This is a genomic window from Actinomadura parmotrematis, from assembly GCF_019458805.1.
In the GTDB taxonomy this organism is placed as follows: domain Bacteria; phylum Actinomycetota; class Actinomycetes; order Streptosporangiales; family Streptosporangiaceae; genus Spirillospora; species Spirillospora parmotrematis.
In genome coordinates this window covers 20,785-46,033 of the sequence record NZ_JAIBOA010000025.1, presented here as the reverse complement: position 1 = coordinate 46,033, position 25,249 = coordinate 20,785, and the positions used below count along the sequence as shown (strand labels likewise).

Annotated in this window: 23 protein-coding genes and 1 pseudogene; 13 read left to right on the top strand and 11 right to left on the bottom strand. The window is 74.5% G+C overall.

The features are described 5' to 3' along the window. Nucleotides 1-20 precede the first annotated feature (20 nt). From K1Y72_RS29940 to K1Y72_RS29925, 4 genes are read right to left on the bottom strand one after another with little or no spacing between them, the layout of a single operon-like run. Nucleotides 21-380, bottom strand: a complete 360-nt coding sequence (locus tag K1Y72_RS29940) for a 4Fe-4S dicluster domain-containing protein (RefSeq protein ID WP_220169862.1) — start codon at nt 378-380, stop codon at nt 21-23. Next, nucleotides 377-1,975 carry an FAD-dependent oxidoreductase gene (locus K1Y72_RS29935; RefSeq protein ID WP_220169861.1) on the bottom strand — a complete coding sequence of 533 codons (1,599 nt, stop codon included), beginning with the start codon at nt 1,973-1,975 and terminating at the stop codon, nt 377-379. The genes K1Y72_RS29940 and K1Y72_RS29935 overlap by 4 nt, the downstream gene beginning before the upstream one ends. Beyond that, on the bottom strand, nt 1,972-2,688 hold the full coding sequence (locus K1Y72_RS29930) for an ABC transporter ATP-binding protein (protein ID WP_220169860.1): 717 nt from the start codon (nt 2,686-2,688) through the stop codon (nt 1,972-1,974). The genes K1Y72_RS29935 and K1Y72_RS29930 overlap by 4 nt, the downstream gene beginning before the upstream one ends. Next, complete coding sequence (locus K1Y72_RS29925) at nt 2,685-3,542, bottom strand: ABC transporter permease (protein WP_220169859.1); 858 nt, start codon at nt 3,540-3,542, stop codon at nt 2,685-2,687. The genes K1Y72_RS29930 and K1Y72_RS29925 overlap by 4 nt, the downstream gene beginning before the upstream one ends. Nucleotides 3,543-4,089: 547 nt before the next feature. Here K1Y72_RS29925 and K1Y72_RS29920 point away from each other — a divergent pair. Beyond that, on the top strand, nt 4,090-4,512 hold the full coding sequence (locus tag K1Y72_RS29920) for a GNAT family N-acetyltransferase (RefSeq protein ID WP_220169858.1): 423 nt from the start codon (nt 4,090-4,092) through the stop codon (nt 4,510-4,512). Nucleotides 4,513-4,527: 15 nt separating this feature from the next. Here K1Y72_RS29920 and K1Y72_RS29915 read toward each other — a convergent pair whose 3' ends face one another. Continuing rightward, nucleotides 4,528-5,514, bottom strand: coding sequence for an aldo/keto reductase (locus K1Y72_RS29915; protein WP_220169857.1), 987 nt, complete (start codon nt 5,512-5,514; stop codon nt 4,528-4,530). A 92-nt stretch (nt 5,515-5,606) separates the two neighbouring features. Here K1Y72_RS29915 and ybiA point away from each other — a divergent pair, with 92 nt between their 5' ends. After that, entirely contained in the window at nt 5,607-6,164 is a 558-nt protein-coding gene (ybiA, locus tag K1Y72_RS29910) for a riboflavin biosynthesis intermediates N-glycosidase (protein ID WP_220169856.1), read from the top strand. Between the two features lie 8 nt (nt 6,165-6,172). Here ybiA and K1Y72_RS29905 read toward each other — a convergent pair whose 3' ends face one another. Then, nucleotides 6,173-6,868 (bottom strand): LmeA family phospholipid-binding protein, encoded by a 696-nt coding sequence (locus K1Y72_RS29905; protein ID WP_220169855.1) that lies wholly within the window; start codon nt 6,866-6,868, stop codon nt 6,173-6,175. 97 nt (nt 6,869-6,965) lie between these two features. Between K1Y72_RS29905 and K1Y72_RS29900 the strand changes: the two genes are divergently transcribed. After that, entirely contained in the window at nt 6,966-9,362 is a 2,397-nt protein-coding gene (locus tag K1Y72_RS29900; protein WP_220169854.1) for an FHA domain-containing protein, read from the top strand. Between the two features lie 40 nt (nt 9,363-9,402). On the opposite strand, the gene K1Y72_RS29895 is transcribed toward K1Y72_RS29900, so the two are convergent. Next, nucleotides 9,403-9,780 carry a roadblock/LC7 domain-containing protein gene (locus K1Y72_RS29895; protein WP_308287282.1) on the bottom strand — a complete coding sequence of 126 codons (378 nt, stop codon included), beginning with the start codon at nt 9,778-9,780 and terminating at the stop codon, nt 9,403-9,405. A 47-nt stretch (nt 9,781-9,827) separates the two neighbouring features. After that, nucleotides 9,828-10,193 (bottom strand): hypothetical protein, encoded by a 366-nt coding sequence (locus K1Y72_RS29890; protein ID WP_220169853.1) that lies wholly within the window; start codon nt 10,191-10,193, stop codon nt 9,828-9,830. A 279-nt stretch (nt 10,194-10,472) separates the two neighbouring features. Between K1Y72_RS29890 and K1Y72_RS29885 the strand changes: the two genes are divergently transcribed. From K1Y72_RS29885 to K1Y72_RS29840, 10 genes and pseudogenes are all read left to right on the top strand, one after another. Further along, nucleotides 10,473-11,279: a hypothetical protein gene (locus tag K1Y72_RS29885; RefSeq protein ID WP_220169852.1), complete on the top strand. Its 807-nt coding sequence runs from the start codon at nt 10,473-10,475 to the stop codon at nt 11,277-11,279. 74 nt (nt 11,280-11,353) lie between these two features. Then, nucleotides 11,354-11,755: a hypothetical protein gene (locus tag K1Y72_RS29880; RefSeq protein WP_220169851.1), complete on the top strand. Its 402-nt coding sequence runs from the start codon at nt 11,354-11,356 to the stop codon at nt 11,753-11,755. 187 nt (nt 11,756-11,942) lie between these two features. Continuing rightward, nucleotides 11,943-12,479: a (2Fe-2S)-binding protein gene (locus K1Y72_RS29875; protein ID WP_220169850.1), complete on the top strand. Its 537-nt coding sequence runs from the start codon at nt 11,943-11,945 to the stop codon at nt 12,477-12,479. Continuing rightward, the gene (locus K1Y72_RS29870) at nt 12,476-13,453 is read left to right on the top strand and encodes an FAD binding domain-containing protein (protein ID WP_220169849.1); all 978 of its coding nucleotides are present in this window, start codon (nt 12,476-12,478) and stop codon (nt 13,451-13,453) included. Before K1Y72_RS29875 ends, K1Y72_RS29870 begins: the two co-directional genes overlap by 4 nt. Further along, entirely contained in the window at nt 13,450-15,495 is a 2,046-nt protein-coding gene (locus K1Y72_RS29865; protein WP_220169848.1) for a xanthine dehydrogenase family protein molybdopterin-binding subunit, read from the top strand. Before K1Y72_RS29870 ends, K1Y72_RS29865 begins: the two co-directional genes overlap by 4 nt. A gap of 136 nt (nt 15,496-15,631) precedes the next feature. Further along, a pseudogene (locus K1Y72_RS37660) lies at nt 15,632-16,108 on the top strand (L-lactate permease); the annotation flags it as partial. A gap of 199 nt (nt 16,109-16,307) precedes the next feature. Continuing rightward, a complete protein-coding gene (locus K1Y72_RS29855) occupies nt 16,308-17,834 on the top strand; it encodes an alpha/beta fold hydrolase (RefSeq protein WP_220169847.1) in 1,527 nt (508 codons plus the stop codon). Nucleotides 17,835-17,932: 98 nt separating this feature from the next. Next, a complete protein-coding gene (locus K1Y72_RS29850; protein ID WP_220169846.1) occupies nt 17,933-18,298 on the top strand; it encodes a YciI family protein in 366 nt (121 codons plus the stop codon). Beyond that, nucleotides 18,295-19,524 carry an RNA polymerase sigma factor gene (locus K1Y72_RS29845; protein ID WP_220169845.1) on the top strand — a complete coding sequence of 410 codons (1,230 nt, stop codon included), beginning with the start codon at nt 18,295-18,297 and terminating at the stop codon, nt 19,522-19,524. Before K1Y72_RS29850 ends, K1Y72_RS29845 begins: the two co-directional genes overlap by 4 nt. Before the next feature lie 44 nt (nt 19,525-19,568). Then, nucleotides 19,569-21,167: a Na+/H+ antiporter gene (locus K1Y72_RS29840; protein WP_220169844.1), complete on the top strand. Its 1,599-nt coding sequence runs from the start codon at nt 19,569-19,571 to the stop codon at nt 21,165-21,167. 31 nt (nt 21,168-21,198) lie between these two features. On the opposite strand, the gene K1Y72_RS29835 is transcribed toward K1Y72_RS29840, so the two are convergent. The 3 genes from K1Y72_RS29835 to K1Y72_RS29825 all read right to left on the bottom strand — a co-directional run bounded on the left by K1Y72_RS29835 (nt 21,199) and on the right by K1Y72_RS29825 (nt 24,850). After that, complete coding sequence (locus tag K1Y72_RS29835; RefSeq protein WP_220169843.1) at nt 21,199-22,980, bottom strand: choline/carnitine O-acyltransferase; 1,782 nt, start codon at nt 22,978-22,980, stop codon at nt 21,199-21,201. Next, entirely contained in the window at nt 22,977-23,873 is an 897-nt protein-coding gene (locus K1Y72_RS29830; RefSeq protein WP_220169842.1) for a class I SAM-dependent methyltransferase, read from the bottom strand. The genes K1Y72_RS29835 and K1Y72_RS29830 overlap by 4 nt, the downstream gene beginning before the upstream one ends. Nucleotides 23,874-23,980: 107 nt before the next feature. Then, nucleotides 23,981-24,850, bottom strand: coding sequence for a HalD/BesD family halogenase (locus K1Y72_RS29825; protein WP_220169841.1), 870 nt, complete (start codon nt 24,848-24,850; stop codon nt 23,981-23,983). Nucleotides 24,851-25,249 lie beyond the last annotated feature (399 nt).

Genomic DNA, 25,249 nt, shown 5'->3' with positions numbered 1-25,249 from the left:
ACGTCGGGGAGGAGGGGCGGTCAGGAGGTGAGGGGGGCGCGCGGTCCGGCGCCGGGCAGGGCCGGGCCGATGGCGCGGGCGGCGCCGGGCGTGCGGCCCTTGCCCCAGCCGATCTGCGCGCGGTAGCTGCCGAGGCGGCCCTGCTCGGCGAGGCGGGCCTCGTCCAGCAGCTCCGAGCCGGCGGGCAGCCGGTGCGACTGCGGGGCGACGAACAGCGCGTCGGCGGGGCAGTACGCCTCGCACATGAAGCAGGTCTGGCAGTCGCCCTGCCGGGCGAGGACGGGGACGCCGTCGGGGCCGCGCTCGAACACGTCGGTCGGGCAGACCTCGATGCACTTGTCGCAGGCGATGCAGCGGTCCCGGGAGACGATCTCGATCACGACGCCACCGCCGCGAGGCCGCCGCGGGCGGCCGGCTCGGGCGCCGTCCACACCTCGTCCAGGCCGCCGGTGAGGAGCCGGTGGTGCTGGGCGGGGTCGAGGTCGGGGAAGTCCTGGCGCTTGTGCATGCCGCGCGTCTCGGTGCGGGCGAGCGCGGCGTTGTACATCCAGCGGGCGTGCGCCGTCATGGCCGCCGCCGAGCGCGCGCGCACGACATCGCCGTTCTCGCCGTGCAGCGACGCGCGCACGTCGCGCCACACCTCGTCCAGGACGGACAGCGCGGGGGCGAGGCGGTCGCCGTGCCGCAGGAGGTTCTTGTCGTAGGGGATGACCTCGTTCTGCACGGCCTTGATGACGTCGTTGAAGGCCGACGGGTCGCCGGGCGTCCCGGCCGGGCGCAGTCCGGCGCCGCCGAGGCCGTGCGTGGTGCGGGCAAGCGCGCGCGAGCCGAGGGAGCGTGCGTGGCGCGCGGCGCCCTGCCCTGCCCAGGTGCCCGACGACATGGCCCAGGCGGAGTTGTGGCTGCCGCCGCCGGTGAAGCCGCCGCAGATGGGTTCGCGCGTCGCCGCGTCGCCCGCCGCGTACAGGCCGGGGACGGACGTGGCGCAGTCGAAGCCGGTGAGGCGGATGCCGCCGGTGCCGCGGACGGTGCCCTCGGCGAGCATCGTCACCGCGAACAGGTCGCGGAACGGGTCGATGCCCTGCCGGTCGAAGGGCAGGAAGAAGTTGGGCTGGGCGAGCCGCATCGCGAGCATGTCCTCGGGCGTCGCCTGGTCGAGGCGGGCGTAGACCTTCTCGCTCAGCAGCGTCCGCGCGATCACCGACCGGCCGCGCTGGCTGCCCGCGCCCTCCAGGACGCTGCCGTCGCCCCGGTAGAACGTCGCGAACGAGTAGAACGCCGTCTTGGTGACGGAGGTGAACTCCGGCGCGATCGCGTAGGCGTTGGAGAACTCCATGCCGGACAGGTCCGCGCCCGCCTCAGCCGCGAACAGCGCCCCGTCGCCGGTGTTGACGTTGCAGCCGAGCGCCTTGCTGAGGAACGCGCAGCCGCCCGTCGCCAGCACGACGGCCCCCGCGCGCACCCGGTAGGACTGGTCGTGCTGCCGCCGGTACCCGGCGAGCCCCGCGACGGCGCCCTCGGCGTCCACCAGCAGCTCGGTGACGGGGCTGTGGTCGAGGATGCGCGCGCCCGCGCGCTTCACCCGCGTCCGCATCCGCCGCATGTACTCCGGCCCCTGCAGCCCGCGGCGGATCTGCGCCCCGTCCGCCCCGACGGGGAACGGGTAGCGGCCGACCTCGGCGAGCTCGTTCATGTTGGCGTAGGTCTGGTCGAGGACGCGGTCCATCCAGGCGTGGTCGGCGAGGTGGCCGCCGAGCGTCTCGCGGCTCGCCTTGGCGGCGGCCCGCGCGTCCGCGTCCGGCGCGACGTACCAGACGCCGGTGCCGGCGGCGGCGGTCGCGCCGGACGTCCCGAGGTGGCCCTTGTCGACCACCAGGACGTCGGCGCCGGCCTCGGCGGCCTTCACCGCCGCCCACGCGGCGGCCGGGCCGCCCCCCGCGACGACGACGTCGGCGGTCAGGTCCAGTTCGCTCATCGGTTCTCCTTCTCGACGCCGAGGCCGCTCAGCAGCCGGCGCCGCAGCGCGACGAAGTCGGGGTGGTCCAGGGCGCGGGGGCGCGGCAGGTCGACGGTGATCTCCTCGGCGAGGCGGCCGTCCGCGAGCAGCAGCGCCCGGTCGGCGAGCAGGAGGGCCTCCTCGACGTCGTGGGTGACGAGCAGGACGGCGGGCCGGTGCTCGGCCCACAGGTCGGCGACGAGCTCCTGCGCCTTCATCCGGGTGAGCGCGTCGAGCGCGCCGAACGGCTCGTCCAGCAGCAGCAGCTGCGGGGTGCGCACCAGGGCGCGGGCGAGGGCGACGCGCTGCGACTCGCCGCCCGACAGGGTGAGCGGCCACGCCTCCGCGCGGTCCTTCAGCCCGACCTCGGTGAGGGCGGCGACGGCGCGGGCCTTCAGATCCGGGCCCTTCACCCCGAGGACGACGTTCTTCCACACCCGCGCCCAGGGCAGCAGGCGGTGCTCCTGGTAGACGACGGCCTTGCGGTCGGGCAGGCCGAGGTCGCCGCCCGCCTGCGGGTCGAGGCCGCCGAGCGCGCGCAGCAGCGTGCTCTTGCCCGAGCCGCTCGCGCCGAGCAGCGCGACGAACTCGCCGGGCGCGATGTCGAGGTCGACGCGGTCCAGCACCGTCCGGTCCCCGAAGGACCGGGAGAGGCCGCGGACGCGCACGCCCTCGTGCAGGGTGACGGTCATCGCGCGACCAGCCCCCGCCGCCAGGCCAGCGCCCGCCGCTCCACGGCGCGCACCAGCAGGTCGGTGGCCAGGCCGAGCAGCGCGTAGACGACGAGGACGACGAACACCTCGTCGGTCCGCATGAACTGCGTCGCCTGGTTGATCAGGTAGCCGATGCCCGCGCTCGTCGCCGACTGCTCGGCGACGACGAGGCTGAGCCAGGCGACGCCGAGCGCCTGCCGCAGGCCGACGAGGATCTGCGGCAGCGCGCCCGGCAGCACCACCTTGGTGATGAGGCCGAACCGGCCGACGCCGCAGGACCGCGCCGACTCGACGAGCCGCTCGTCCACGCCGCGGATGCCGTGGAAGACGTTGATGTAGAGCGGGAACACCACGCCGACGGCGATGAGCGACACCTTGGAGGTCTCGCCGATGCCGAACCAGATGATGAACAGCGGCACGAGCGCGAGGTGCGGCAGCATCCGCACCGCCTGCACGGGCGCGTCCACCAGGTCCTCGCCGAGCCGCGCGAGCCCGGCGGCGAGGCCGAGCACCAGCCCGGCGGACAGGCCGATCGCCAGGCCCTTCAGCACCCGCAGCAGCGAGACGCCGAGGTTGGCGGCCAGCTCGCCGGACTCCACCAGCCGCCCGGCCGCCGCGACGACCTGCGCGGGCGAGGGCGTCGTCGAGCCGAGCAGCCCGGCCGACGCGCCGGCCTGCCAGGCCGCCAGGACGATCACCAGGCCGCTGAGGCGGCGCGCGGTGCGCGCGAGCGAGCGGGACCGGGCGGCGGCGCGGCGCCGGGCCGCCGGGACCGGCGGCCCCGCGGCGGACGCCGGCGCACCGGCGGGTGGATCGAGGACGTCGACGGACATGGTGGGGGAACACCTCCGGGGCGGGCGGGGGCAAGCCGGGGCCGGGCGCTGGGGGGCGGAGTCAGGGGAAAAGGAAGCCGTGAAGGCGGACGCGCATCGTCGCGCGGAGTGACGGACGGGCCGGGCGGGCCGGGCACGGTGCGGCGTTGGGAGGGCTCAACAGCGGGCGCTGCACACGCGGAGCAGATCGATGTGGCGCCGTGCCACGAGGTCGATCGCTGCGTCCATGCGCCCATCATGCAGGACCGCCCGACCCCTGCCTAGGGGGTGGATCAGCCTTCTGACGTGCGACGGGATCCACCGACTCCCTAAATTCAACAAAACCTACCGATTTACCAGGGAATACATCGCTCGGCCCGCCCTCTCCTCGGCCCCCAAGGTGACGAAGGTCTCACCCTTCTGCCACCTGTCTCCACCCAGCGGTCACTTCCGATAGTCACTCTCGGTAATTACAGCGCGAACGAAAACCAGAAGCCCGCCCTCGCCCCCTACGGCATGCTCGACCCCATCGAAAGCCGCTGTCCGAGCCGAGAGAGGGAGGGCGAGCGTGCTGCCCGAGGGATACGAGGTCGATACCGACCCGGCACGGCTGGACGTCGAGCGCGTGCACGGGTGGTTGTCGGAAGGGGCGTACTGGGCGAAGGGTCGTCCGCGCGAGAAGCAGGAGCGGGCCATCGCGGGGTCGCTCAACTTCGGGCTCTACGACACCGCCTCGGGCGCGCAGGCCGGATACGCCCGCGTCGTCACCGACGGGGTCACGTTCGCGTGGCTGTGCGACGTGTTCATCGATCCGGCGCTGCGCGGCCAGGGGCTCGGGACGGCGTTCGCCGCGGCCGTCCGCGACCATCTCGCGGGGTTCGGGCTGCGGCGGATCCTGCTCGCCACCGCTGACGCCCACGACGTCTACCGCAAGGTCGGGTTCGTACCGCTCGCCGACCCGGGAAAGTGGATGGTCCTCGGCGAGGAATAGGAGCGGCCGGCGCGGCTACCAGGCGAAGGACTCGGGGGAGGGGGCGGGGCCGGGGAAGATGTCGTCCAGGGTGGCCAGCAGTTCGGCGGGCAGGTCCAGGTCGACGGCCCGGAGCGCGGACTCCAGGTGCCCGGGGGTGCGCGGGCCGACGATCGGGCCGGTGACGCCGGGCCGGGTGAGCAGCCAGGCGAGGGCGACCTCGCCCGGTTCCAGGCCGTGCGCGGCGACCGCGTCCTCGTACGCCTGCACCTTCGCCCGCACCGCCGGGTCGGCGAGGCCGCGCGCCGACCGGCCGATCTTCGTGCGCTCGCCCGCGCCCTCGCGCTCCTTGCGGAGCGCGCCGCCGAGCAGCCCCTGGTTCAGCGGCGACCACGGGATGACGCCGAGGCCGTACTCGCGCGCGGCCGGGATGACGTCCATCTCGGCGCGCCGCTCCAGCAGGTTGTAGAAGCACTGCTCGCTGACCAGGCCGAGGCGCCCGCGGCGCCGCTCGTTGGCGCGCGCGATGCCCCAGCCGGGGAAGTTGGACGAGCCGACGTACAGCACCTTGCCCTGGGCGATCAGGACGTCCATCGCCTGCCAGATCTCCTCGACCGGCGTCGCCCGGTCGATGTGGTGGAACTGGTAGAGGTCGATGCGGTCGGTGCGCAGCCGCCGCAGGCTGGCGTCCACGGCCCGGCGGATCGCCGCCGCCGACAGCCGGTCGTGGTTCGGCCACGGCTCGCCGTCGGTCATCGGCAGGTAGCCCTTGGTCGCGAGGACGGTGCGGTCGCGGCGGCCGCCGCCGCGCGCGAACCAGGACCCGAGGAGCTCCTCGGTGAGGCCGCGCCGCCCGTCGTCGCCGTAGATGTTCGCGGTGTCGACGAGGTTGATCCCGGCGTCGAGCGCGGCGTCCAGCAGGGCGTGGCTGCCGGCCTCGTCGGTCAGCGAGCCGAAGTTCATGGTGCCGAGGACGATGCGCCCGACCTTCAGGCCGGTGCGTCCGAGCTGCGTGTACTCCATGACGATCAGTGAAGTTCCTGGAGCGCGCTCCAGGTCAAGGCGGCGGATAAGCGCTGGTCCGCGACGCCGCGCCGCTGGCATGATCGCTCCCCATGAGCGAGCCGAGGGACGTCGACGGTGTGGTGAAGGCCCAGGAGGCCGGGGAGGGCGTGGAGTTCCTCTTCTTCTGGGGGCACCGGCCGTCTCGCGACGGCGCGCCGACCGCGTCCTGCCTCAGCCAGTGGTGGCAGGGGCATCCGTTCACCGTGGACGGCGTCGCCTACGCCACCGCCGAGCACTACATGATGGCCGGCAAGGCCCGCCTGTTCGGCGACGCGGAGATGGAGGAGCGCGTCCTGGCGGCGGGCCATCCGCGCGAGGCGAAGGAGCTCGGCGGCCGGGTGCGCGGCTTCGACGAGGCGGCCTGGAGGGAGCACCGCAGCGCCATCGTCGCGCGCGGCAATCTCGCCAAGTTCGGGCAGCACCCCGACATCGGAGGGTTCCTGCTCGGCTCGGCCGGCCGCGTGCTGGTGGAGGCGAGCCCCGTCGACCGCATCTGGGGCATCGGGCTCGCCGCCGACGACGAGCGGGCCGCGCGGGCCGCGACGTGGCGCGGCCTGAACCTGCTCGGCTTCGCGCTCATGGACGTCCGCGCCGCACTGCGCGCCTGAGCGCCGTCTCACTGGTCGCTGAAGGCCACCTTGGAACCGGTGATGCGCAGCGTCACGCCTTTGGAGGTGACGTTCAGGCTCTGGAACTGCATCCCCAGCGGCAGCCCGCTGACCGGGACGGTGAAGTCCAGCGGCTCACCGAGCTCCTCCAGCGGCAGGTCCTCCACCGACTCGGCCTTGACGTGGATGTTGTTCCCCTCCTTGGTCACCGAGGCGACCGCCGTGGCGTCGGTGATGCCGAGGTTCATCTTGGCGCGGACCTTGGTCGGGCCGTCGGCGGTGAGCTGCAGGCCCGGGGTGTCGCTCGCGCCGGCGAGCGCGCCGAAGCTGACGAAGGCGGTGCCGTCCACCGAGCCGAGGGTGCCGCTGGCGAAGTCGGAGTTCACCCGCACGTCGCGCGCGCGCACGTCGAGGCTGGTGATGGACAGCGGACCGGTCTTGATGTCCTTGGCCTTCAACCGCACGTCGCCGAAGTGCCGGGAGAGCGCCTGCGTCAGGAAAGGGAAGCCCTTGATCTGGACTTCCGGCTTGGCCGGAAATCCCTCCTTCTGGATCTCGTCCGCCATGGTGCTCTCGGCGTACGCTTTCGCGCCGCGGTCGCCCACCACGAGGAGGCCGAGCAGGACGGCGAGGACGATGACGAGGATGTACGGCCACCGGCGCGCCCGGCGGGCGGGCAGCCGCTCCTCGCGCGTGGCGGTCACCGGACCGGTCGCGTCGGCATGGAAACACTCAAATCCGTGAAAGTCGATATGTCAATGACCTCCCACGAATGGACGGGAAAGACTTAAACTCCGGGGCATGACGGCCGGTCCTTCCGCCGAACCCCTCGCCGCTCCGGTGCTCGTCGTCCGCACGCGGGCGGGCGAGCACCGCCTGCGGCCGGGCGGCGTCTACCAGGTCGGCCGGGATCCCGGTTCCGACATCGTGATCAACGAGGCGCGCGTGTCCTGGCGGCACGCCCTCATCCGCGCGGAGCGCGACCACTGGACGATCGAGGACGCCAGCAGCAACGGCACCTTCCTCGACGGCCGGCGGATCACCCGGCTCGCCATCAGCGGCGAGCAGACGTTCCGGCTCGGCAACGCCACCGACGGCACCGAGCTGCGGTGCATCGTCGGGCAGCCGCCGCGCCCGCAGCAGCAGCCGCAGCGTCCGCAGCCCCGGCAACAGCAGCCGCCGCCGTCCTACGGCCCGCCGCCGCCCCAGCAGGGCCCGCCGCGGCAGTGGGTGGACCGGCGGCCGAGCCAGATCATCCGGGTCGCGCCGCGCACCCTGCGCATCGGCCGCGGCGCCGACAACGACGTCGTGGTCGCCGACCTGGTCGTGTCGCGGCACCACGCCGAGCTGCGCACGCTCGGCCCGGGCCGGCACGAGATCCGCGACCTCGGCAGCCACAACGGCACCTACGTCAACGGCGTGCGGGTGCAGTCCTCGCCGTTCACCGAGAACGACCTGCTCGGCGTCGGGCACGCCACGTTCCAGCTCGTCGGCTCGGAGCTGCGCGAGTTCATCGACACCGGCGACGTGTCGGTGCAGGTGCAGGACCTGGTGGTGCGCACCGGCGACGGCAAGGTGATCATGGACGGGGTCGGGTTCCCGATCCCCGAGCGGTCGCTGGTCGCGGTGATCGGCCCGTCCGGCGCCGGCAAGTCCACGCTGCTCGGCGCGGTCACCGGCATGCGCCCGGCGACCGAGGGCAGCGTCCACTACGACGGCCGCGACCTGTACCGCGACTACGACGAGCTGCGGCACCGCATCGGCCTGGTCCCGCAGGACGACATCCTGCACACCCAGCTCGCCACCCGGCAGGCGCTGGCGTTCGCCGCCGAGCTGCGGTTCCCCGGCGACACCAAGCGCGAGGAGCGCGAGCGGCGGGTGGACGAGGTGATCGGCGAGCTCGGCCTCACCGCGCACGCCAAGACCCGCATCGACAAGCTGTCGGGCGGGCAGCGCAAGCGCGTCAGCGTGGCGCTGGAGCTGCTCACCAAGCCGTCGCTGCTGTTCCTGGACGAGCCGACGTCCGGCCTGGACCCGGGCCTGGACAAGACCGTCATGGAGATGCTGTCGGGCCTCGCGCACGACGGCCGCACCGTCATCGTCGTGACTCACAGCGTCGCCAACCTCGACACCTGCGACCGGCTGCTGGTGCTCGTCCCGGGCGGCAAGCTGGCCTACTACGGCCCGCCCGCCGAGGGGCTGGAGCACTTCGGCAAGCGCACCTGGGCCGAGGTGTTCCAAGCGTTCGAGCGCGAGCCCGCCCGCGACTGGTCGGGCGAGTTCCGCGCCTCGGCGCGCTACCAGCGCTACGTCGCGTCGGGCCTCACCGGCGGCGGCGGCGGCCAGAACGACGCCGCGCGCCCGTCGCCGCCGCCGCCGCAGCAGTCCAAGTTCGGCCAGCTGTCGACGCTCTGCCGCCGCTACCTGGCGGTCATCGCCTCGGACCGCTCCTACCTGGCGCTGATCGGCATCATGCCGCTGCTCCTCGGCGGGCTGATCCTGGCGATCCCGGCGGGCAAGGGGCTGGTCGGGCCGCCGGGCACGAACGTCGACGCGCCGTCCAAGATGATGGTGCTGGTGTTCGCGGCCTGTTTCGTCGGGGCCGGCAACGCGATCCGCGAGCTGGTCAAGGAACGCACGATCTACCAGCGAGAACGGGCGGCGGGCCTGTCCGCCGCCGTCTACCTGATGTCGAAGCTGATCGTGCTCGGGGTCATCACCGGCATCCAGGCGGTCGTGCTGGTCGGCATCGGCCTCATCGGCGCCAAGACCCCCGACAGCGGGCTGTTCCTGCCGGTGCTGCCGGAGATCATGATCGCGATGGCGGTGCTCGGCTGGGTGTCGCTGGCGCTCGGCCTGCTCATGTCGGCGTCGGTGAACAGCTCGGAGAAGACGCTGCCGCTGCTGATCGTGTCGAGCATGGGGCAGCTGGTGCTCTGCGGCGCGCTGATCGCGCTGAACGGCAAGGCCGGGCTGGAGCAGCTCGCCTGGATCTCCCCGTCGCGGTGGGGGCTCGGCGCGGCCGCGTCCACCATCGACCTCGGCGTCATCCAGCAGGGCGCCGGGCCGCCCGACCCGCTGTGGAAGCACACCCAGGCCAACTGGCTGATGAACATCGGCATCGAGTGCGGCCTCGGCCTGCTGTTCGTGATCCTCACCTGGTGGCGCCTGGAGCGCCTCCGCCCGCGCCGCCGCTGACGGGCCGCCGGGCCGCCGCTCGCGTGCGGCGGTCCCGGCGTCAGGCCGCCAGCAGGCCGGCGAGCCGCGTCACCGCGGGCCGCGACTGCAGGTGCAGCCGGGCGATGTCGAGCCCCTCGTCGCCGAGCACGACGAGCAGGCAGGTGCGGTCGATCGCGTAGATGGCGATGTGGCCGCTCTGGCAGCGGGTCACCACCTCGCGCAGCTCGCCCATGCCGACCTCGTCGGCGGTGCTCTTGCCGAGCCCGAGCGCGGCGGCCGCCATCGCCGCCAGCACGTCCGGCCGGACGTCGCCGGTGTCGGCCGCGATGAGCAGGCCGTCGGCGGAGGCCACCGCCGAGTCGGTCACCCCGGTGACCTGGTCGCGCAGGGCGTGCAGCTCGCCGAGCACCGACCCCTTGACCCCGTCGTCCACCACTGCCGTTCCCCTCCCCGATGTCGGCGCCGCGGCGCGGCGCCGGCCGTTCAGATGCCGAGTTCGCCGTCGATGCGCCGCAGCGTGTGCCGGGCGAGGGCGAGGTTCGAGCGCTCCCGGTCCAGGGCGAGGTAGAGGAACAGCTGGCTGCCGCCGCGGGTGAGCAGCCGGATGATGTGGTACTGGCGGTTCAGCGTGATGAGGATGTCCTCGATCTCGTCGTCGATCGCCAGCGACTCCAGGGTGCGCATCTTGGCCCGCACGACCTCGGTGTTGCCGGCCGCGGCGACCTCCAGGTCGAGACCGTGGCCGCCGCCCGAGGTCCCGAGGCACATGCCGCTCTCGTAGTCGACGAGCGCGACGCCGACGGCGCCGTCGATGGCCATGGCCTCTTTGAGCGCGGTCTCGATGTCCATGCGTGCTCCTAGGGGGTGCGAGGGGCCGGGCAGGCGCGGGAGGGGGCGGGCGGCGCGGCGCCCCGGCCCCTGGAGTGACCTCCGACACGAGTGTGCGGACCGCACATTATGGATCCTTTTCCCACAAAGTGTAACGTCGCTAACGACTGACTCGGATGCCGCCCGGTGTCCGGGCCGCCGGTCAAGGCGCCGCGGCCGCCCGCGACGTCCCTTTACGTCCGTACGACCTGGCATGATGGCGCTCCCTCCGATGATCGATGGCACCCGCTGGACGATGACGTGGACGACGTGACCGCACCGCACCCCCTGGACGGCTCCTTCCGCGGCCTGCTGCCCCGGCGCCGCGCCGAGGTCGCGCCGGACGGCCCGCTGGACCCGGCGCCCCCGGCCCCGGACCCGGACGCCGGCCCGGACCGCCCCGACCTGCTGACCCGCGCCCTCGCGCGCCGCGCCGCCGAGGGCTTCACCGGCACCCTGGTGCTGGAGGGTCCGCAGAGCGGGACGATCACGCTGGCGGAGGGCCGGGTGGTCGCCGCGTCCTCGCCCGCCGCGCCCGGCCCCGAGTCGCTGATCCTGCGCTCGGGCCGCATCCCCGAGCAGGAGTGGAGCGAGGCGTACGCCGCGGCCGCCCCGGACGGGCGGCTCGCCGCCGAGCTCGTGCGGCGCGGCCTGCTCGGCGCGACCGGCGTCGAGGTGCTGACCCGCACCGCCCTCGCCGACGCGGTCTTCGCGATCGCGCTCTGCGGGGTGCGCTCGTGCGCCGCCGAGCCCGCGGGCGCCCGGACCCCGCCGCTGCTGCCCGCCGAGCCGGGCGTCGAGGCCGGCCCGCTGCTCCGCGACGTCGCGCGGCGGCTGGCCACGGCCGAGCGCTGGGCGGGCGCGGGGCTCGGCCTCACCACCCGGCCGCGCCGCGCCGACGACGCGCCGCCGGGGCCGGTCGGGCCCGTCCGGCGGCAGATCCTCGACCGGGTGGACGGCCGCCGCAACGCCCGCGACATCGCCTTCACCCTCGGCCGCGGCCTGTACGCGGTGCTGGCCGACCTCGCCGACCTCGCCCGCGACGGCCGGATCGTCGTCCCCCGCTGAGCCCGGCCCGGCCGGGGGCGCCTGCGAGGTGGACGCATCGCCCGGCGGGCCTGCTCGGCCCGCGCGGCTGGGAGGTGCTGCCGCCGCGCCGGGCCGTGGAGGACGTCCCGGCCGCCCCGGCGGAGGGCTGCGTCGCCATCTGCGACATCCGCCTCGAACACGGCGGCCTGATGGGGCCGCCCGCCGTCCGCCGCCCGCTCGACCTCGGCTGGCGGGTGCTGCTGTTCTCGCACGCCGCGCCGCACCGGCAGGTGCTGGAGGCGCTCGCCGCGGGCGGCGGCTGCCGCCGCCGGACGAGCGGCGCCGCCGTTCCCGCCGACAAGGTCGGCGAGCATCCGCCCGACGCGCTCCGCGACGTCGGCCGGTGGCTGCTGCGGCTGCCCGGCGACCCGCTCGACGGCATGGAGCTGAAGCCGCAGACGGCGGCGCGCCTCTGGGCGCGGCGGCTCGGGCTCTGCGCGGGCGGGGAGCCCTGAACCGCCCGCGGATTACCCGGATTCGGGTATCCGGGGCGGGGCGCGCGGGCCGCATCCTGGAGGCGCTCCCGGACGCCCGGCGGGGGACGCGCCGGGAGCCCCCTTGAGGGACCGCCGGGTCCGGCCGCATAGCGGCCCGGCCGGACCCGGCGGTCTCAGCCGCCGAAACCGGGGTAGTACCCCGATCATGGACAGCGGGGACGGCGTGGTGCACGCCGAGATCACGGTGACGGTGAACGGGGCGGCGCGGCGGCTGCGCGTGGACACGCGCGTCTCCCTGCTCGACCTGCTCCGCGAGGAACTCGGCCTCACCGGCGCGAAGAAGGGCTGCGACCACGGGCAGTGCGGCGCCTGCACCGTCCTGCTGGACGGCCGCCGCGCCAACGCCTGCCTCGCCCTCGCCGTCGCGCAGGACGGCGCCGAGGTCGTCACCGTCGAGGGCCTCGCGGGCGGCGACCGGCTGAGCCCCCTCCAGCAGGCGTTCCTGGACGAGGACGCCTTCCAGTGCGGCTACTGCACGCCCGGCCAGCTCTGCTCGGCGACCGGGATGCTCGACGAGGCCGCCCGCGGCCGGCCGTCCGCCGTCACCCCGCCGGGCGACGGCCCGCCCGAGCTCGACGACGCCGAGATCCGCGAGCGGATGAGCGGCAACCTGTGCCGCTGCGGCGCCTACGTCAACATCGTCGCCGCGGTGCGGGCCGCGGCGGGGGAGGCGGCCCGGTGAGGCCCTTCGCCTACGAGCGGGCCACGACCGCGGGCGCCGCCCGCGCCGCCCACACCGGTGACGCCGCCTACCTCGGCGGCGGCACCAACCTCGTCGACCTCATGCGCCTCGGCGTCGCCGTCCCGGACCGGCTGATCGACGTGTCGGGCCTCGCGCACGACCGGATCGAGCGCCGCGACGACGGCGCGATCGTGATCGGCGCGGGCGTCCGCAACAGCGACCTGGCCGCCGACCGGACCGTCCGCGCCGAGCTGCCCGTCCTCTCGCAGGCCGTGCTCGCCGGGGCGTCCGGGCAGATCCGCAACCAGGCGACGACCGGCGGGAACCTGCTGCAGCGCACCCGCTGCCCTTACTTCCAGGACGTCACCAAGCCCTGCAACAAGCGCGAGCCGGGCAGCGGCTGCGCGGCCCGCGACGGCGAGAACCACAACCACGCGATCCTCGGGCACACGCTCACCTGCGTGGCGACGCACCCGTCCGACATGGCCGTCGCGCTCACCGCGCTGGACGCGAGCGTGCACCTGCACGGCAGGGATCCGCTGCCGCTCGCCGAGCTGTACCGGCTGCCGCACGACGACGCCTCCCGCGACACCACCCTCGCGCCCGGCGACCTGATCACCGCCGTGGAGGTGCCGCCGCCCGGCATGCCGTCGGCCTACCGCAAGGTCCGCGAGCGCGCGTCGTACGCGTTCGCGCTGGTGTCGGCGGCGGTCGCGCTGGACGTCGCGGACGGCGCCGTCCGCGGCTGCCGGATCGCGCTCGGCGGCGTCGCGCACCGCCCGTGGCGCGCCTACCGCGCCGAGCGGCTGCTGACCGGGATGCCGGCGACCGAGGAGAGCTTCCGGCGGGCCGCGCTCGCCGAGATGGAGAACGCCGAACCGCTCCGCGACAACGGCTACAAGGTGCCGCTGACGGCGAACCTGGTCTGCCGGACGCTGTCGGATCTGGCATCGGGCGAAGGGGGACGGCCGTGAGGGTCGAGGGACGCGAGAAGGTCACCGGTACCGCCCGGTACGCCTACGAGTACCCCGTGGCGGGCGCCGCGTACGCCTTCGCGGTGCAGGCCGCGGCCGGGCCGGGCCGCGTCACCGCCGTGCACGACGAGGAGGTCCTCGCGCTGCCCGGCGTGATCGCGGTGCTGTCGCACCGCAACGCGCCCGCGCTCAAGCCCGTCGAGGACGGCGAGCTGGCGCTGTTCCAGTCCGACGAGGTCGCCTACCGGGGGCAGGTCGTCGCGGCCGTCGTCGCCGAGACCCTCGACACCGCCCGCGAGGCCGCCCGGCTGCTGCGCGTCGACTACGACGACCGGCCGCCGAAGGTCCGCCTCAGCCCCGGCGACCCCGGGCTCTACAAGCCCGAGGAGGTCAACCCGTCCTTCCCCGCCGACACCGGGCAGGGGGACCCGGACGAGGCGTTCGGCGCGTCCGCCGTGCGGATCGACGCCACCTACACGACGCCCGCCGAGCACAACAACCCGATGGAGCCGCACGCGACGATCGCCGAGTGGCGCGACGGCGGCCTCACCCTCCACGACTCCAACCAGGGCGCGTCCACCGTCGCCGCCACGCTCGCCGAGCTGTTCGACCTGGAGCCCGCGCAGGTGCGCGTGGTGGCGCCGCACGTCGGCGGCGGCTTCGGGTCCAAGGGCACGCCGCGCCCGAACGTGGTGCTCGCGGCGATGGCGGCGCGCGTCACCGGGCGGCCGGTGAAGTTCGCCTTCACCCGCCAGCAGATGTTCGCCACCACCGGCTACCGGACGCCCACGATCCAGCGCGTCCGGCTCGGCGCCGACGCCGACGGGACGCTCACCACGATCGTCCACGAGGTCGTGGAGCAGACCTCGACCGTCCGCGAGTTCGCCGAGCAGGCCGCCACCCCGACCCGGATGATGTACCGGGCGCCGCACCGCCGCACCGCGCACCGGCTGGCCCGCCTGGACGTGCCGACGCCGTCGTGGATGCGGGCGCCCGGCGAGACGCCCGGCATGTTCGCGCTGGAGTGCGCGATGGACGAGCTGGCCTTCGCCGCCGGCGTCGACCCGATCGAGCTGCGCGTCCGCAACGAGCCCGACACCGAGCCCGAGAGCGGCCTGCCGTTCAGCTCCCGCAACCTGGTGGCGTGCCTGCGGCGCGGCGCCGAACTGTTCGGCTGGGACGACCGCGACCCCGCGCCGTCCGTGCGCCGCCGCGGCCGCAAGATGTACGGGACGGGCGTCGCGTCCGCGACCTACCCCGCCAACCTGTCGCCGAGCAAGGCGACCGCCGCCGCCGCACCCGACGGCACTTTCACCGTGCGGATCGCCGCCGCCGATATCGGCACCGGCGCCCGCACCGCGCTCACCGCCATCGCCGCGGAAGCGCTCAAGACCGACGCGTCGCGCGTCACCGTCGAAATCGGCGACAGCGCGCTGCCGAAGGCGCCCCTGGCGGGCGGCTCGATGGGCACCGCGAGCTGGGGCTTCGCGGTGACGCGGGCCTGCGAGGCGCTGCGCGCGGACCTGGACGGCGGCGCGTCCCCGCCCGTCGAGGCGTCCGCCGACACCACCGAGGAGGTGAAGGCGCGCGGCGACTACGCCCGGCACGCCTTCGGCGCCCAGTTCGCCGAGGTCGAGGTCGACGTGGACACCGGCGAGATCCGCGTCCCGCGCATGCTCGGGGTGTTCGCCGCCGGCCGCATCGTCGACCCGCAGCGGGCCCGCTCGCAGTTCATCGGAGGCATGACGATGGGGCTCGGCATGGCGCTCATGGAGGAGAGCACGATGGACGAGCGGTTCGGCGACTACGTCAACCACGACCTCGCCCAGTACCACGTGCCGGCCTGCGCCGACGTCCGCGACATCGACGCCGTCTGGATCGAGGAGAGCGACCCGCACCTGAACCCCATGGGCACCAAGGGCATCGGCGAGATCGGCATCGTCGGCGCGGCGGCCGCCGTCGCCAACGCCCTGCACCACGCCACCGGCCTCCGCCTGAGGGACCTCCCCCTCACCCCGGCCGCCGTCCTCACCAACCTCTGACCGCCGCCGGGGGCGGGCAGGTGGCGCCAGAACGGGGGGCGGCGGCCGTAGGGGCGGGCCCCGTCGCGGGCGGCGCCGCCGGCGAGCCGGCCCCGGCTTCGCCGAGCGCGTCCGCCGGCCCGACTCCCGCGGTGAGACCGCCCGCGCCTACACCCCCTACGCGATCATCATCGCGGTGTTCGTGGTCTGCCAGATCGACCGCGTCAAGGCGTGGCTGAACGAGGCCATCCGCACCTTCGACTGGCCCGGCCTGCACCTGGAGGGGCCGTCGGGCAAGAAGCTCGGCCTCGTCACCTTCACCTTCAACTACCTGACCACCCCCGGCACGCAGATGCTCGTCGCGGGCCTGCTCACCCTGCTCGCCCTCCGCATCGGCGCGGGCCGCGCGCTGCGCGCCTACGGCACCACCCTCGCCCAGCTCAAGTGGGCGATCCTCACCGTCATGGCCGTCCTCGCCCTGGCCTTCGTGATGAACGCCTCCGGGCAGACGATCACTCTCGGCACCTGGACGGCCGGCGCGGGCGCCGCGTTCGCGCTGCTCTCGCCGGTCCTCGGCTGGCTCGGCACCGCCGTCACCGGCTCGGACACCTCGTCGAACTCGCTGTTCGGCGCCCTGCAGACGCGTCATCGCCTGGAGCCTGCTCTTCCTGGCCGGCATGTGCCTCCTCTCCTGGCTCCAGTCCACGCCCGCCCTGTCCTGGACGGTCCCCTGACCCCCCGTCCGGGCTTTCGTCCTGGAAGTGGGCAGAGGGTGGTAAAGGTCCGGAAAGGGTCGTTGGGGAGGGGCGCCGGAGGGCCATACACCGAGGGTGATGATCAAGAGTCGGCCGCGGGTGCTCGCGGTCCTGGTGGCGGCCGCCGTGCCGCTCGCGGCCGTGCCAGCCGCCGCGTCGCCCGTGCGGGCGCCCGCCGGCGGGGACGGGGAGGTGCCGCGGCCCGCGTGGCACGACTGCCCGGCGACGTGGGGCATGCCGGCCGGGTGGCAGTGCGCGATGTACCCGGTGCCGCGCGACTACGCGCGGCCGGGCGGTGGGACGCTCAGCCTGGCGCTGGCGCGGCTGCCCGCCAAGGGGAGGTCCAAGGGGTCGGTGTTCTTCAACCCCGGCGGACCGGGCGGCAGCGGGCTGGACGCCGCGTCGCTCTGGAAGGAGTACGTCGGGGCGTCCGTCCGCCGCTCCTACGACCTCGTCACCTGGGCGCCGCGCGGGGTGATCCCGAGCCGGAAGGCGCTGCGCTGCACGACGGACGCGCAGTACGAGAAGGCGTCGCCGCCCGACGCCGTCCTCACCGAGCGCGAGATGCGGCACCGGCTGAACGCCTCCGCCGACATCGCCCGGCGCTGCGCGAAGCGGCCGCTCACGCCGTATGTGACGACCGTCGACAACGTGCGCGACCTCGACCGGCTGCGGCAGGCGGTCCGCGACAAGCGGCTCGGCTACGTGGGGATCTCCTACGGGACGGTGATCGGCGCCGTCTACGCCAACCTGTACCCCGGCCGCTACCGGGCGCTCGTGCTGCACGGCGTCGTGGACTCGGTGACGTGGTCCAAGCCGACCTTCGTGTTCACCAAGGACGACGCCCGCGAGCTGGAACGGACGTTCGCCGCGACGCTGCGCGCCTGCGACGCCGCGCCGAAGAACTGCGCGTTCGCACCGCGCGCGACCGCCAAGTACGCCGAGCTGCTGGCGGTGGTGCGGAAGCGCAGCCTCGCCGCGCACGACTCGCGGATGTTCACCGGCCTGAACCGCCTCGCCCACCAGATGGCGGTGGGGGTGCCGCAGGCGTCCCGGCCGGCCGCCGAGCAGCTCCAGGCCGCCTACAACGAGCTGCTCCGGCGCCGTTCGGCCGAGTCGCCGACGCTGCTGGAGCAGGCCGCCAAGCCCCAGCGGCCGATCGTCCGGGGGACGGGCGAGGAGACCAACTCCGGCAACGTCCGCGACGCCACGCTCTGCTCGGACGCCGGGCGCATGACGCACGACCGGTCCGCCTGGGTGCGCGCCGCCCGCGCCGCCGACCGGCAGGCGACGACGTTCGGGACGGGCTCGGTGCTGGACCGGTCGATGTGCGCGTCCTGGACCGCCTACGGCGCCCGCCACGCCGGCGGCTGGGGCGCCGGCCGCCGCCCGATCCTGCTGCTGAACGAGCGCTGGGACCACGCGACGCCGCTGGCGTGGGCGCGGACCATGGCGCGCCGCCTCGGCGAGACCCGCCTGATCACCATCGAGGGCTTCGGGCACGGCATCCAGACGCCGTGCGGCCGCGGCAAGGTCGACCACTACCTGCTCACCGGGCACCTGCCGAAGGGCACGACCTGCGAGGACGGCCCGCGGCCGTTCTAGGCGAAAGAAATCCGGTGCCGGATGTCGAGGCGGCGTCGAGGGCTCCGACCAACGTGTGAGAGCGTCACCGGACGCCCGCCGACGAAGGAGCACCGACGATGAAGTACATGCTGCTGATCTACAACCGGCCCGGTTTCCTGGAGGAGCTGACCGAGGACGAGCGCACCGGCCTGTTCGGCGAGGTCGACGCCATCATGAAGGAGCTCACCGAGCGCGGCGAGCTCGTCGGCGGCCAGGCGCTCGCCGGGCCGGACGCCACCCGGACGATCCGGGCGCGCGACGGCGTCCCGGCCGTCACCGACGGGCCGTTCCTGGAGTCGCGCGAGGTGTTCGCCGGCACCGTCATGGTCGACTGCGAGACCGAGGAGCGCGCCGTGGAGATCGCCTCGCGCTGGCCGGACGTGAAGTACGGCGGCGCCATGGAGGTGCGCGCCGTCATGCACGACGCCGCGGCGGACATGTGAGCACCGCCGGGCCCGCCGAGCACCTGCTGCGCGACCTCGCGCCGCGGGTGCTCGGCACCCTGGTGCGGCGGCACGGGCAGTTCGACGCCTGCGAGGACGCCGTCCAGGAGGCGCTGCTCGCCGCCGCCGTGCAGTGGCCGCACGAGGGCGTCCCGGACGACCCGCAGGCGTGGCTCACCACCGTCGCGGCACGCCGCCTCACCGACCTGTGGCGCAGCGAGAGCGCCCGCCGCGGCCGGGAGGCCGCCGTGGCGCTCAAGGAACGGGTGGAGCCGGGCGAGGTCGCGGGCCGGGACGACACGCTGGCGCTGCTGTTCCTCTGCTGCCATCCGGCGCTGACGCCGTCCTCGCAGGTCGCGCTGACGCTGCGGGCGGTCGGCGGCCTCACCACCGGCGAGATCGCGCGGGCGTTCCTGGTGCCCGAGACGACGATGGGCCAGCGCATCAGCCGCGCCAAAGCCAAGATCAAGGCGGCGGGGGCGCGGTTCGAGCTGCCGCCGCCCGGCGAGCGCGCCGGCCGCCTCGGCGCCGTCCTGCACGCCCTCTACCTGGTCTTCAACGAGGGCTACACCGCGTCCGGCGGCGCCGACCTGCAGCGCGCCGACCTCGCCGCCGAGGCGATCCGCCTGGCCCGCGCCCTGCATGCGCTGCTGCCCGGCGACGGCGAGGCCGCCGGGCTGCTCGCGCTGATGCTGCTGACCGACGCCCGCCGCGCCGCCCGCACCGGGCCCGGCGGGGCGCTCGTCCCGCTGGAGGACCAGGACCGGTCCCGCTGGGACGCCGCCGCGATCGCCGAGGGCGCCGCGCTCATCAGCGACGCCCTCACCTGGTCGCCGCCCGGCCCGTACCAGCTCCAGGCCGCGATCGCCGCCGTGCACGCCGAGGCGCCGAGCGCCGCCGGCACCGACTGGCCGCAGATCCTCGCCCTCTACCGGCTGCTGTCGCGGCTCGCGCCGAACCCGATGGTGACGCTCAACGAGGCCGTCGCCGTCGCGATGGTGCACGGCCCGCGCGCCGGCCTCGCCCACCTGGAGCCGCTGGCCGCCGACGACCGGACGGCCGGCCACCACCGGCTCGCCGCCGTCCGCGCCCACCTGCACGAGCGGGCGGGCGACACCGCCGCCGCCCTGGCGGACTACCGGACGGCCGCGCGCCTCACCACGAGCCTGCCCGAGCGCCGCCACCTCGAGGGCCGCGCGGCCGCGCTGGCGGCCGCCGCAGGGTGAACCCGCAGGTGAGAGGCTGATCGGCGGCACCTAGCATGGTCATCGTGGATCAGTTGGGGCTGGTGTTCGTCGTCCTGCTCGCCGCCGTCCTCGCCGAGCCGGCCGGCCGCCGGATCGGGGTGTCGTCGCCGGTCCTGATGACGGTGTTCGGGTGCGTGCTGGCGCTGATCCCGGCGATCCCGGACGTGCGGATCGAGCCGCACCTGATCCTGCCGCTGGTGCTGCCGCCGCTGCTGTACGCGGCGGCGCGGCGCACGTCCTGGCGGGCGTTCCGCGCGGACTGGGTCGCGATCACGGCGCGCGCCGTCGTGCTCGTGCTGCTCACCATCGCCGCCGTCGCCGCGGTGTTCCACTGGCAGCACCCGGCCGCGCCGATCGGCGCCGCCGTCGTGCTCGGCGCGATGGTCGCGCCGCCCGACCCGATCGCGGCGACGGCGATCGCGAGCAGGCTCGGCCTGCCGCGGCGCCTCGTGTCGCTGCTGGAGGGCGAGGGCCTGTTCAACGACGTCACCGCGATCGTGGTGTACGGCGTCGGCGCGCACGCGGTGCTGACCGGCGCTTTCTCGGCGTGGGAGGCGCTCGGGGAGTTCGTGCTGTCGGCGGTCGTCGCGGTCGCCGTCGGCGCCGTCCTCGGCTGGGTGACCAGCCGCATCATGGAGCGGCTGGAGGAGGCGGTCTGGAAGGTCGCGCTCAGCCTGCTCGTGCCGTTCGCCGCCTACGGCGTCGCCGAGGAGTGGAGCGGCTCGGCCGTCCTCGCCGTCCTCGTCTGCGCCCTCTACCTGACCGACGCGGCGGCGAAGACCGACGACAGCTCCTACCGGCTGGTCGGCGAGTCCTTCTGGGAGATCACCGAGCTGCTCGTGGGCGGCTTCGCGTTCGGGCTGATCGGGCTGGAGCTCGCCACCGTCCTGCGCACCACCGACCCGGCCGCCAGCGGGCAGGGCTGGACGCACCTGGTGCCGCACGCGGCGGTCATCATCGCGGTGGTGGTGCTGCTCCGGCTGGTCTGGCTGCTCGGCGTCGGCGCGGTCGTCAACGTCCTGCACCGGGGCGGCGCGCTCGACGAGCCCCGCAACTGGCGGGAGGCCCTGGTCACCTGGTGGGCGGGGATGCGCGGGGTCGCGACGGTCGCGCTGGCGCTCGCCATCCCGCTCACCACCGACGCCGGGGAGGCGTTCCCCTACCGGGGGGAGATCCTGTTCTCCGCGTTCGGCGTCGTGCTGTTCACCCTGCTCGTGCAGGGGCCGACGCTGCCGCTCGTCGTCCGGTGGACGGGCGTGAGCGCCGACACCGCCGAGGAGCGCGCGATGGAGCGGCGCCTCTGGGCGCGGGTGCTGGGCGCCGAGCTCGCCCGCCTGAAGGAGATCGCGCGCGAGCGGGACCTGCCCGACGACCTGTACGAGCGGCTCCGCGCCGGGTTCCTGCACCGGCTCGCCACCGCCGACCCCGAGGCCGCCGACGAGGACGCCGTCGCCAACGCCAGGCTCGCCCTGAAGCGGGTGAAGCAGGTCCGCGAGATCCAGCAGGACGTGCTCGCGGCCGGCCGCCGCGAGGCCCTGGACGCCCGCCTGGAGCCGGGCATGCCGCCCGACCTCGTCGACCGCGTCATGCGCAGGCTGGACCTGCGCAACGACACGCGCTGACGGGCCGGGCGGCGCCCGCGGCCCCTCGGGCCTACTCGGAGGCGAGGAGGTCCTGCAGCTCGGTCACCGCCTCCCGCAGCCGCGCCGCGAAGTCCTCCATCGCGGCCGCGACCGGGCGCGGCGTGCTGAGGTAGAGGTTGAAGCGGTCGGGCAGCAGCACGTAGGCGACGCCGATGCACTGCTCGCTCGTCGACCCGAACCCGAAGTAGCGGATGTTGACCGACGGCGCCGAGCTGGTGCTCAGGTAGTCGTCGCGCATGACCCGCCAGCCGGGGGAGGAGAACAGCGCCGGGTCGTCGTCGCCGCGCCGCCTGGCAATGAGCTGGAGCTCCCAGAGGTGCTGCTCGGGCGCCCGCCCCGACTGGCAGTCCTTGGCGCGCGCGACGTGCGCGGCGGCGGCCGCGCGGAACGCCGCGCGGCGGCCCGCCGTGCCCGCCGACGGCGACTCCATCGCCGTGACGAAGTCGAGCACCTCGGGCGTCACGACCCGCATCGCCTCGGTGCGGCCGTGCCGGTACTGGCGCGTCGCGATCGACTCGTAGGTGGCGCCGATCAGGCCCTTGGACCGCTGGTGCGCGAGCTGGTACGCCATCTGCACGAACGCGTCCGGGGAGATCTTCAGGGCCTTGGCGCGGGCCGTCCCGAAGTCCTCGAACGACACCGTCCGCGTCGCGGTCGCCGCCGCGTAGCCGGCGAACGCGCGCCCGGCGTCGCGGACGTCGACGCGCAGCGCGCCGTCCAGGACGAACGCCACGGGCGCGACGGCGGGCGTCCCGTCCGCGCCGCCCGCCGCGGCCCCCTGGGGGCCCTGCGCGAACAGGTCGTCGACGAAGGCGAGGATGGTGGTGCCGTCCAGGCCGCAGTGCTCGACGTTGATGCCGGCCTGCCCGTCGGCGAACACGATCAGCGAGACGGCCTTGTCGAACCAGCGGTTCGCGCTGTCGCCGTGCAGCAGCCGGTCGGCGGCGTCCAGGTCGCCGGCGGGCGCCGCGTCCTCCAGGCAGACGCAGAACAGCGCCGTCTCGATCTCCTCCAGCGCCGCGGCGTTGGCCGGATCGAGGGCGCGCAGCGTCGCGCGGGACGCCGCCCACTCGGCGCGGGCCTTGGTCGTCAGGTGCCCGACGGAGGTGTCGGGCTCGGCGGGCCCGTTCTTGACGACGGCGTCCAGCGCGGTCGCGATCGCGCGCGCGCCGTAAGGGCGCTGCGCCTCGTCCAGCACCTCGACGCGGTAGGGCGCGCCCTTCCAGAACACGATGATGTGGCGCGCGGTGGACGGGCCCGGCCAGGCGTCGGTGTAGGGGACGCGGACGGTGTCCTGGACGGCGCCGGGAATGCGCGTCGCCGAGAACAGGTACTTGTTCTGCTCCATCGTGAGCGGCTGCCCGCGCAGCACCACCGGCGGGATCCGCTCGCCGTCCAGGCGCAGCTTGTAGTCGACGGCGCGCACGACGAGCGACGCGGCCCGCTCGATCTGGCCGAGGCCCTCGTCCTGGAACAGGAAGAAGAAGTTGGCGTTCAGCGCGATGCGGTCGCGGCGGCCGAGGTAGCGGTAGGGCCAGAAGGTGTCCAGCCAGCTGTGCACGCCCTCGGCGGCGTCGTAGGCGGCGAGCTCGGCGTGCAGCTTCGGGCCGGGGCCGCCGGGCGCGCGGAACGCGCTCACCTCCGCCTCGGTCGCGGCGAGCTCCTCGGGAGTCAGCAGCGGCGCGCACCAGGCGAGGAACCGGTCGCAGGTGTCCTCCAGCGCCGGCAGCGGCACGCGGGGCAGCAGCCCCTCGTTCCCGAAGGTCGGGGCGGGCGCGTCGGGGTCGGTCATGGTCGGTCCTCGTTCCGGATGGGTGAAGGTGAGGGGGAGAGGGCGTTCGCCGCGAGGTCCAGGATCGTACGCTTCCCGGCGCCGCCCGGCCGCGAGACGTAGAGGCGGGCATAGAGCCACCCGTCGGTCTCCAGGCCGCGCGGGTCGACGCCGAGGCCCGACAGCGTCTCGATCACCTGCGCCTGCTCCTCGGCGCCGGCGAACATCCGCTGCCGGAAGACCCGCTCCAGCAGGACGGTCTCGTAGCCGGCGGCGGCGAGGACGTCCGCGACGGGGTCGAAGGGGAACATGCGCAGCACGAAGTGCGCCATCCAGGGCCGGTCCGCGCCGCCGCCGTGGGCGTCCACGACGCGCTGCACCGTCCGCTCGGTCACGTAGCCGAGGCAGCCGGTGGACACGACGAGGTCGGCCTCGGCGAGCAGCGCGCGCTCGCGCTCGGTCGGGTCGCGGCGCTCCAGGTCGGCGTGCACGCCCGCGTCCAGGTAACCGGCCATGAGCCCATAGGAGAGCGCCTGGAAGGAGCTGTCCAGCCCGATGAAGCGGACACCGCGCAGCCGCCCGTCCGCGCGGACGCGTTCGCGGTCGCCCGCGAGCAGTTCGGCGCGGCTCTGCGCGTCGGCGACCGGCCCGCTGTAGCGCTCGTACAGGTCGTCCATGGTGGCGTCGCATTTCAGCAGCGCCGCGTTGATGCCGTAGGAGCAGCCGACGTCCAGGACGGTGGTGGTGGCGGAGCGGGTCGCGTCGCGGTGCTCCTGGATCAGCCGGGTGAAGTACGGCTTGGCGAGCTGGGGGATGCGGTAGTCCAGCTCGCGCAGGGTGCTGAAGTAGGGGCGCGGGTCGGGCTGCGTGTAGATGTGGTCGAGGCTGATCTTTCCGGGGGTCTTCGAGGGCACGGGCGGGTTCCTCTCGCGGGCGTCCGGGCGGGGGAGCCGGTCCAGGAACGTCGGCGGTCCGGGAACCATGGGGGTGGGCGTTCGGTCGGGCCGGGCGGGCCGGGCGGTCAGTCGAGGAGCAGGTCGCCGCGCACGGCGTTGCCCGCGGCGGCCAGGTGCTCGGGCAGCACCCGGCCGAACAGCTGGCGGGTGCGCGGCACGCTGCCGACCACGCCGGGCCGCTCGCTGTAGGCGAAGATCGCGGTGTGCCGGGCGGTCGCGCCGCGCACGGCGCTGACGCGGTGCAGCGCGTAGCGGCCCTTGAACAGCTGGAGGTCGCCGGGGCGCAGGGTGAGCCGCCGGACGAGGTGCTCGCCGCGGCCCTCCAGGACGGCGCGCACGTCGTCGAAGTTCTCCGACTCCGCCGAGCGGATCTGCGGGCAGTACTCGAAGACGCCGCCGTCGTCGGGGAGCTGCGTCAGCATGCTCACCGTGAACTCGTTGGTGTCGAAGTGCCAGGGGTGCTCCATGCCGGGCGCGACGACGTTCAGGCAGAGCCCGGCCAGCGGGTCGGCGAGCTCGTGCACGCGCGGCAGCCCGAAGCAGGCGGCGACGAACCGCTGGAACAGCGGGTCGGCGTAGAGCCGCTGGACGATCAGGCCGGCGGGCAGCCGGTCGCGGGGCACGAACGCGTTGCCGCGCTCGTAGGTGATGCGGCCGGGGTGCCCGGCGGGCAGCGGCGCCGTCACGTCGGTGTTGTAGGCGTTCACCGTCTCCACGTCGAAGTGCGCCGACGGCTCGACGGACGCGCCCTCGCGGCGCAGCACCTCGCGCAGCTCCGGCCGGACGAAGTCGGCGAGCACCGAGCAGCCGCTCGCGTCCAGCTCGCCGCGGACCCGCGCGACCAGGTCGTTCCAGGCAGGGCCGCCGGGCTCGGAAAGGGGGTGGCGGGCGGTGTCGACCACCTGCTCGACCGTCCTGCTCTCCGACGTGCTCATGGGAGGTCCTCTCCACGCGATCCGGCCGCCGGGGACGGTCCGGACGCCGTCCGCACCGCGGCGCTCAGAAGATTCTTAACACGCCCGACCTTGTCAAGCGGGTGCTACAGGAGACCGCTCGAACCGGCGGAAATATCTAGCCCGATGGTGATGACCAGGGAGTTCGAGAGCGGGACCGGGACGCGCGCCGCCGGGCCGCCCGATCGTGATGTGGGCCACATCACGATCGGGGGGCGATGAGGGCGCGATCCCTTGCCGGACAGGGGCTGAGGGGCGGCCGGGCCGAGCTGTCCGCCCCTTTTGGGGCCATTGAGCGGCTTGCCGGAAAATTCGGAAAAGCGAATGAAGGCCGCGATGGTCGATCCTCGAAAATGATCAGCGGGAAAGGTTGCGCGTGCG

Bases quoted from the DNA above. Each gene is read 5' to 3' on its own strand.
- K1Y72_RS29825 (WP_220169841.1), bottom strand. From the start codon at position 24,850: ATGAGCACGTCGGAGAGCAGGACGGTCGAGCAGGTGGTCGACACCGCC.
- K1Y72_RS29835 (WP_220169843.1), bottom strand. From the start codon at position 22,980: ATGACCGACCCCGACGCGCCCGCCCCGACCTTCGGGAACGAGGGGCTG.
- K1Y72_RS29875 (WP_220169850.1), top strand. From the start codon at position 11,943: ATGGACAGCGGGGACGGCGTGGTGCACGCCGAGATCACGGTGACGGTG.
- ybiA (WP_220169856.1), top strand. From the start codon at position 5,607: ATGAGCGAGCCGAGGGACGTCGACGGTGTGGTGAAGGCCCAGGAGGCC.
- K1Y72_RS29935 (WP_220169861.1), bottom strand. From the start codon at position 1,975: ATGAGCGAACTGGACCTGACCGCCGACGTCGTCGTCGCGGGGGGCGGC.
- K1Y72_RS29890 (WP_220169853.1), bottom strand. From the start codon at position 10,193: ATGGACATCGAGACCGCGCTCAAAGAGGCCATGGCCATCGACGGCGCC.
- K1Y72_RS29855 (WP_220169847.1), top strand. From the start codon at position 16,308: ATGATCAAGAGTCGGCCGCGGGTGCTCGCGGTCCTGGTGGCGGCCGCC.
- K1Y72_RS29850 (WP_220169846.1), top strand. From the start codon at position 17,933: ATGAAGTACATGCTGCTGATCTACAACCGGCCCGGTTTCCTGGAGGAG.
- K1Y72_RS29930 (WP_220169860.1), bottom strand. From the start codon at position 2,688: ATGACCGTCACCCTGCACGAGGGCGTGCGCGTCCGCGGCCTCTCCCGG.
- K1Y72_RS29900 (WP_220169854.1), top strand. From the start codon at position 6,966: ATGACGGCCGGTCCTTCCGCCGAACCCCTCGCCGCTCCGGTGCTCGTC.
- K1Y72_RS29915 (WP_220169857.1), bottom strand. From the start codon at position 5,514: ATGGAGTACACGCAGCTCGGACGCACCGGCCTGAAGGTCGGGCGCATC.
- K1Y72_RS29925 (WP_220169859.1), bottom strand. From the start codon at position 3,542: ATGTCCGTCGACGTCCTCGATCCACCCGCCGGTGCGCCGGCGTCCGCC.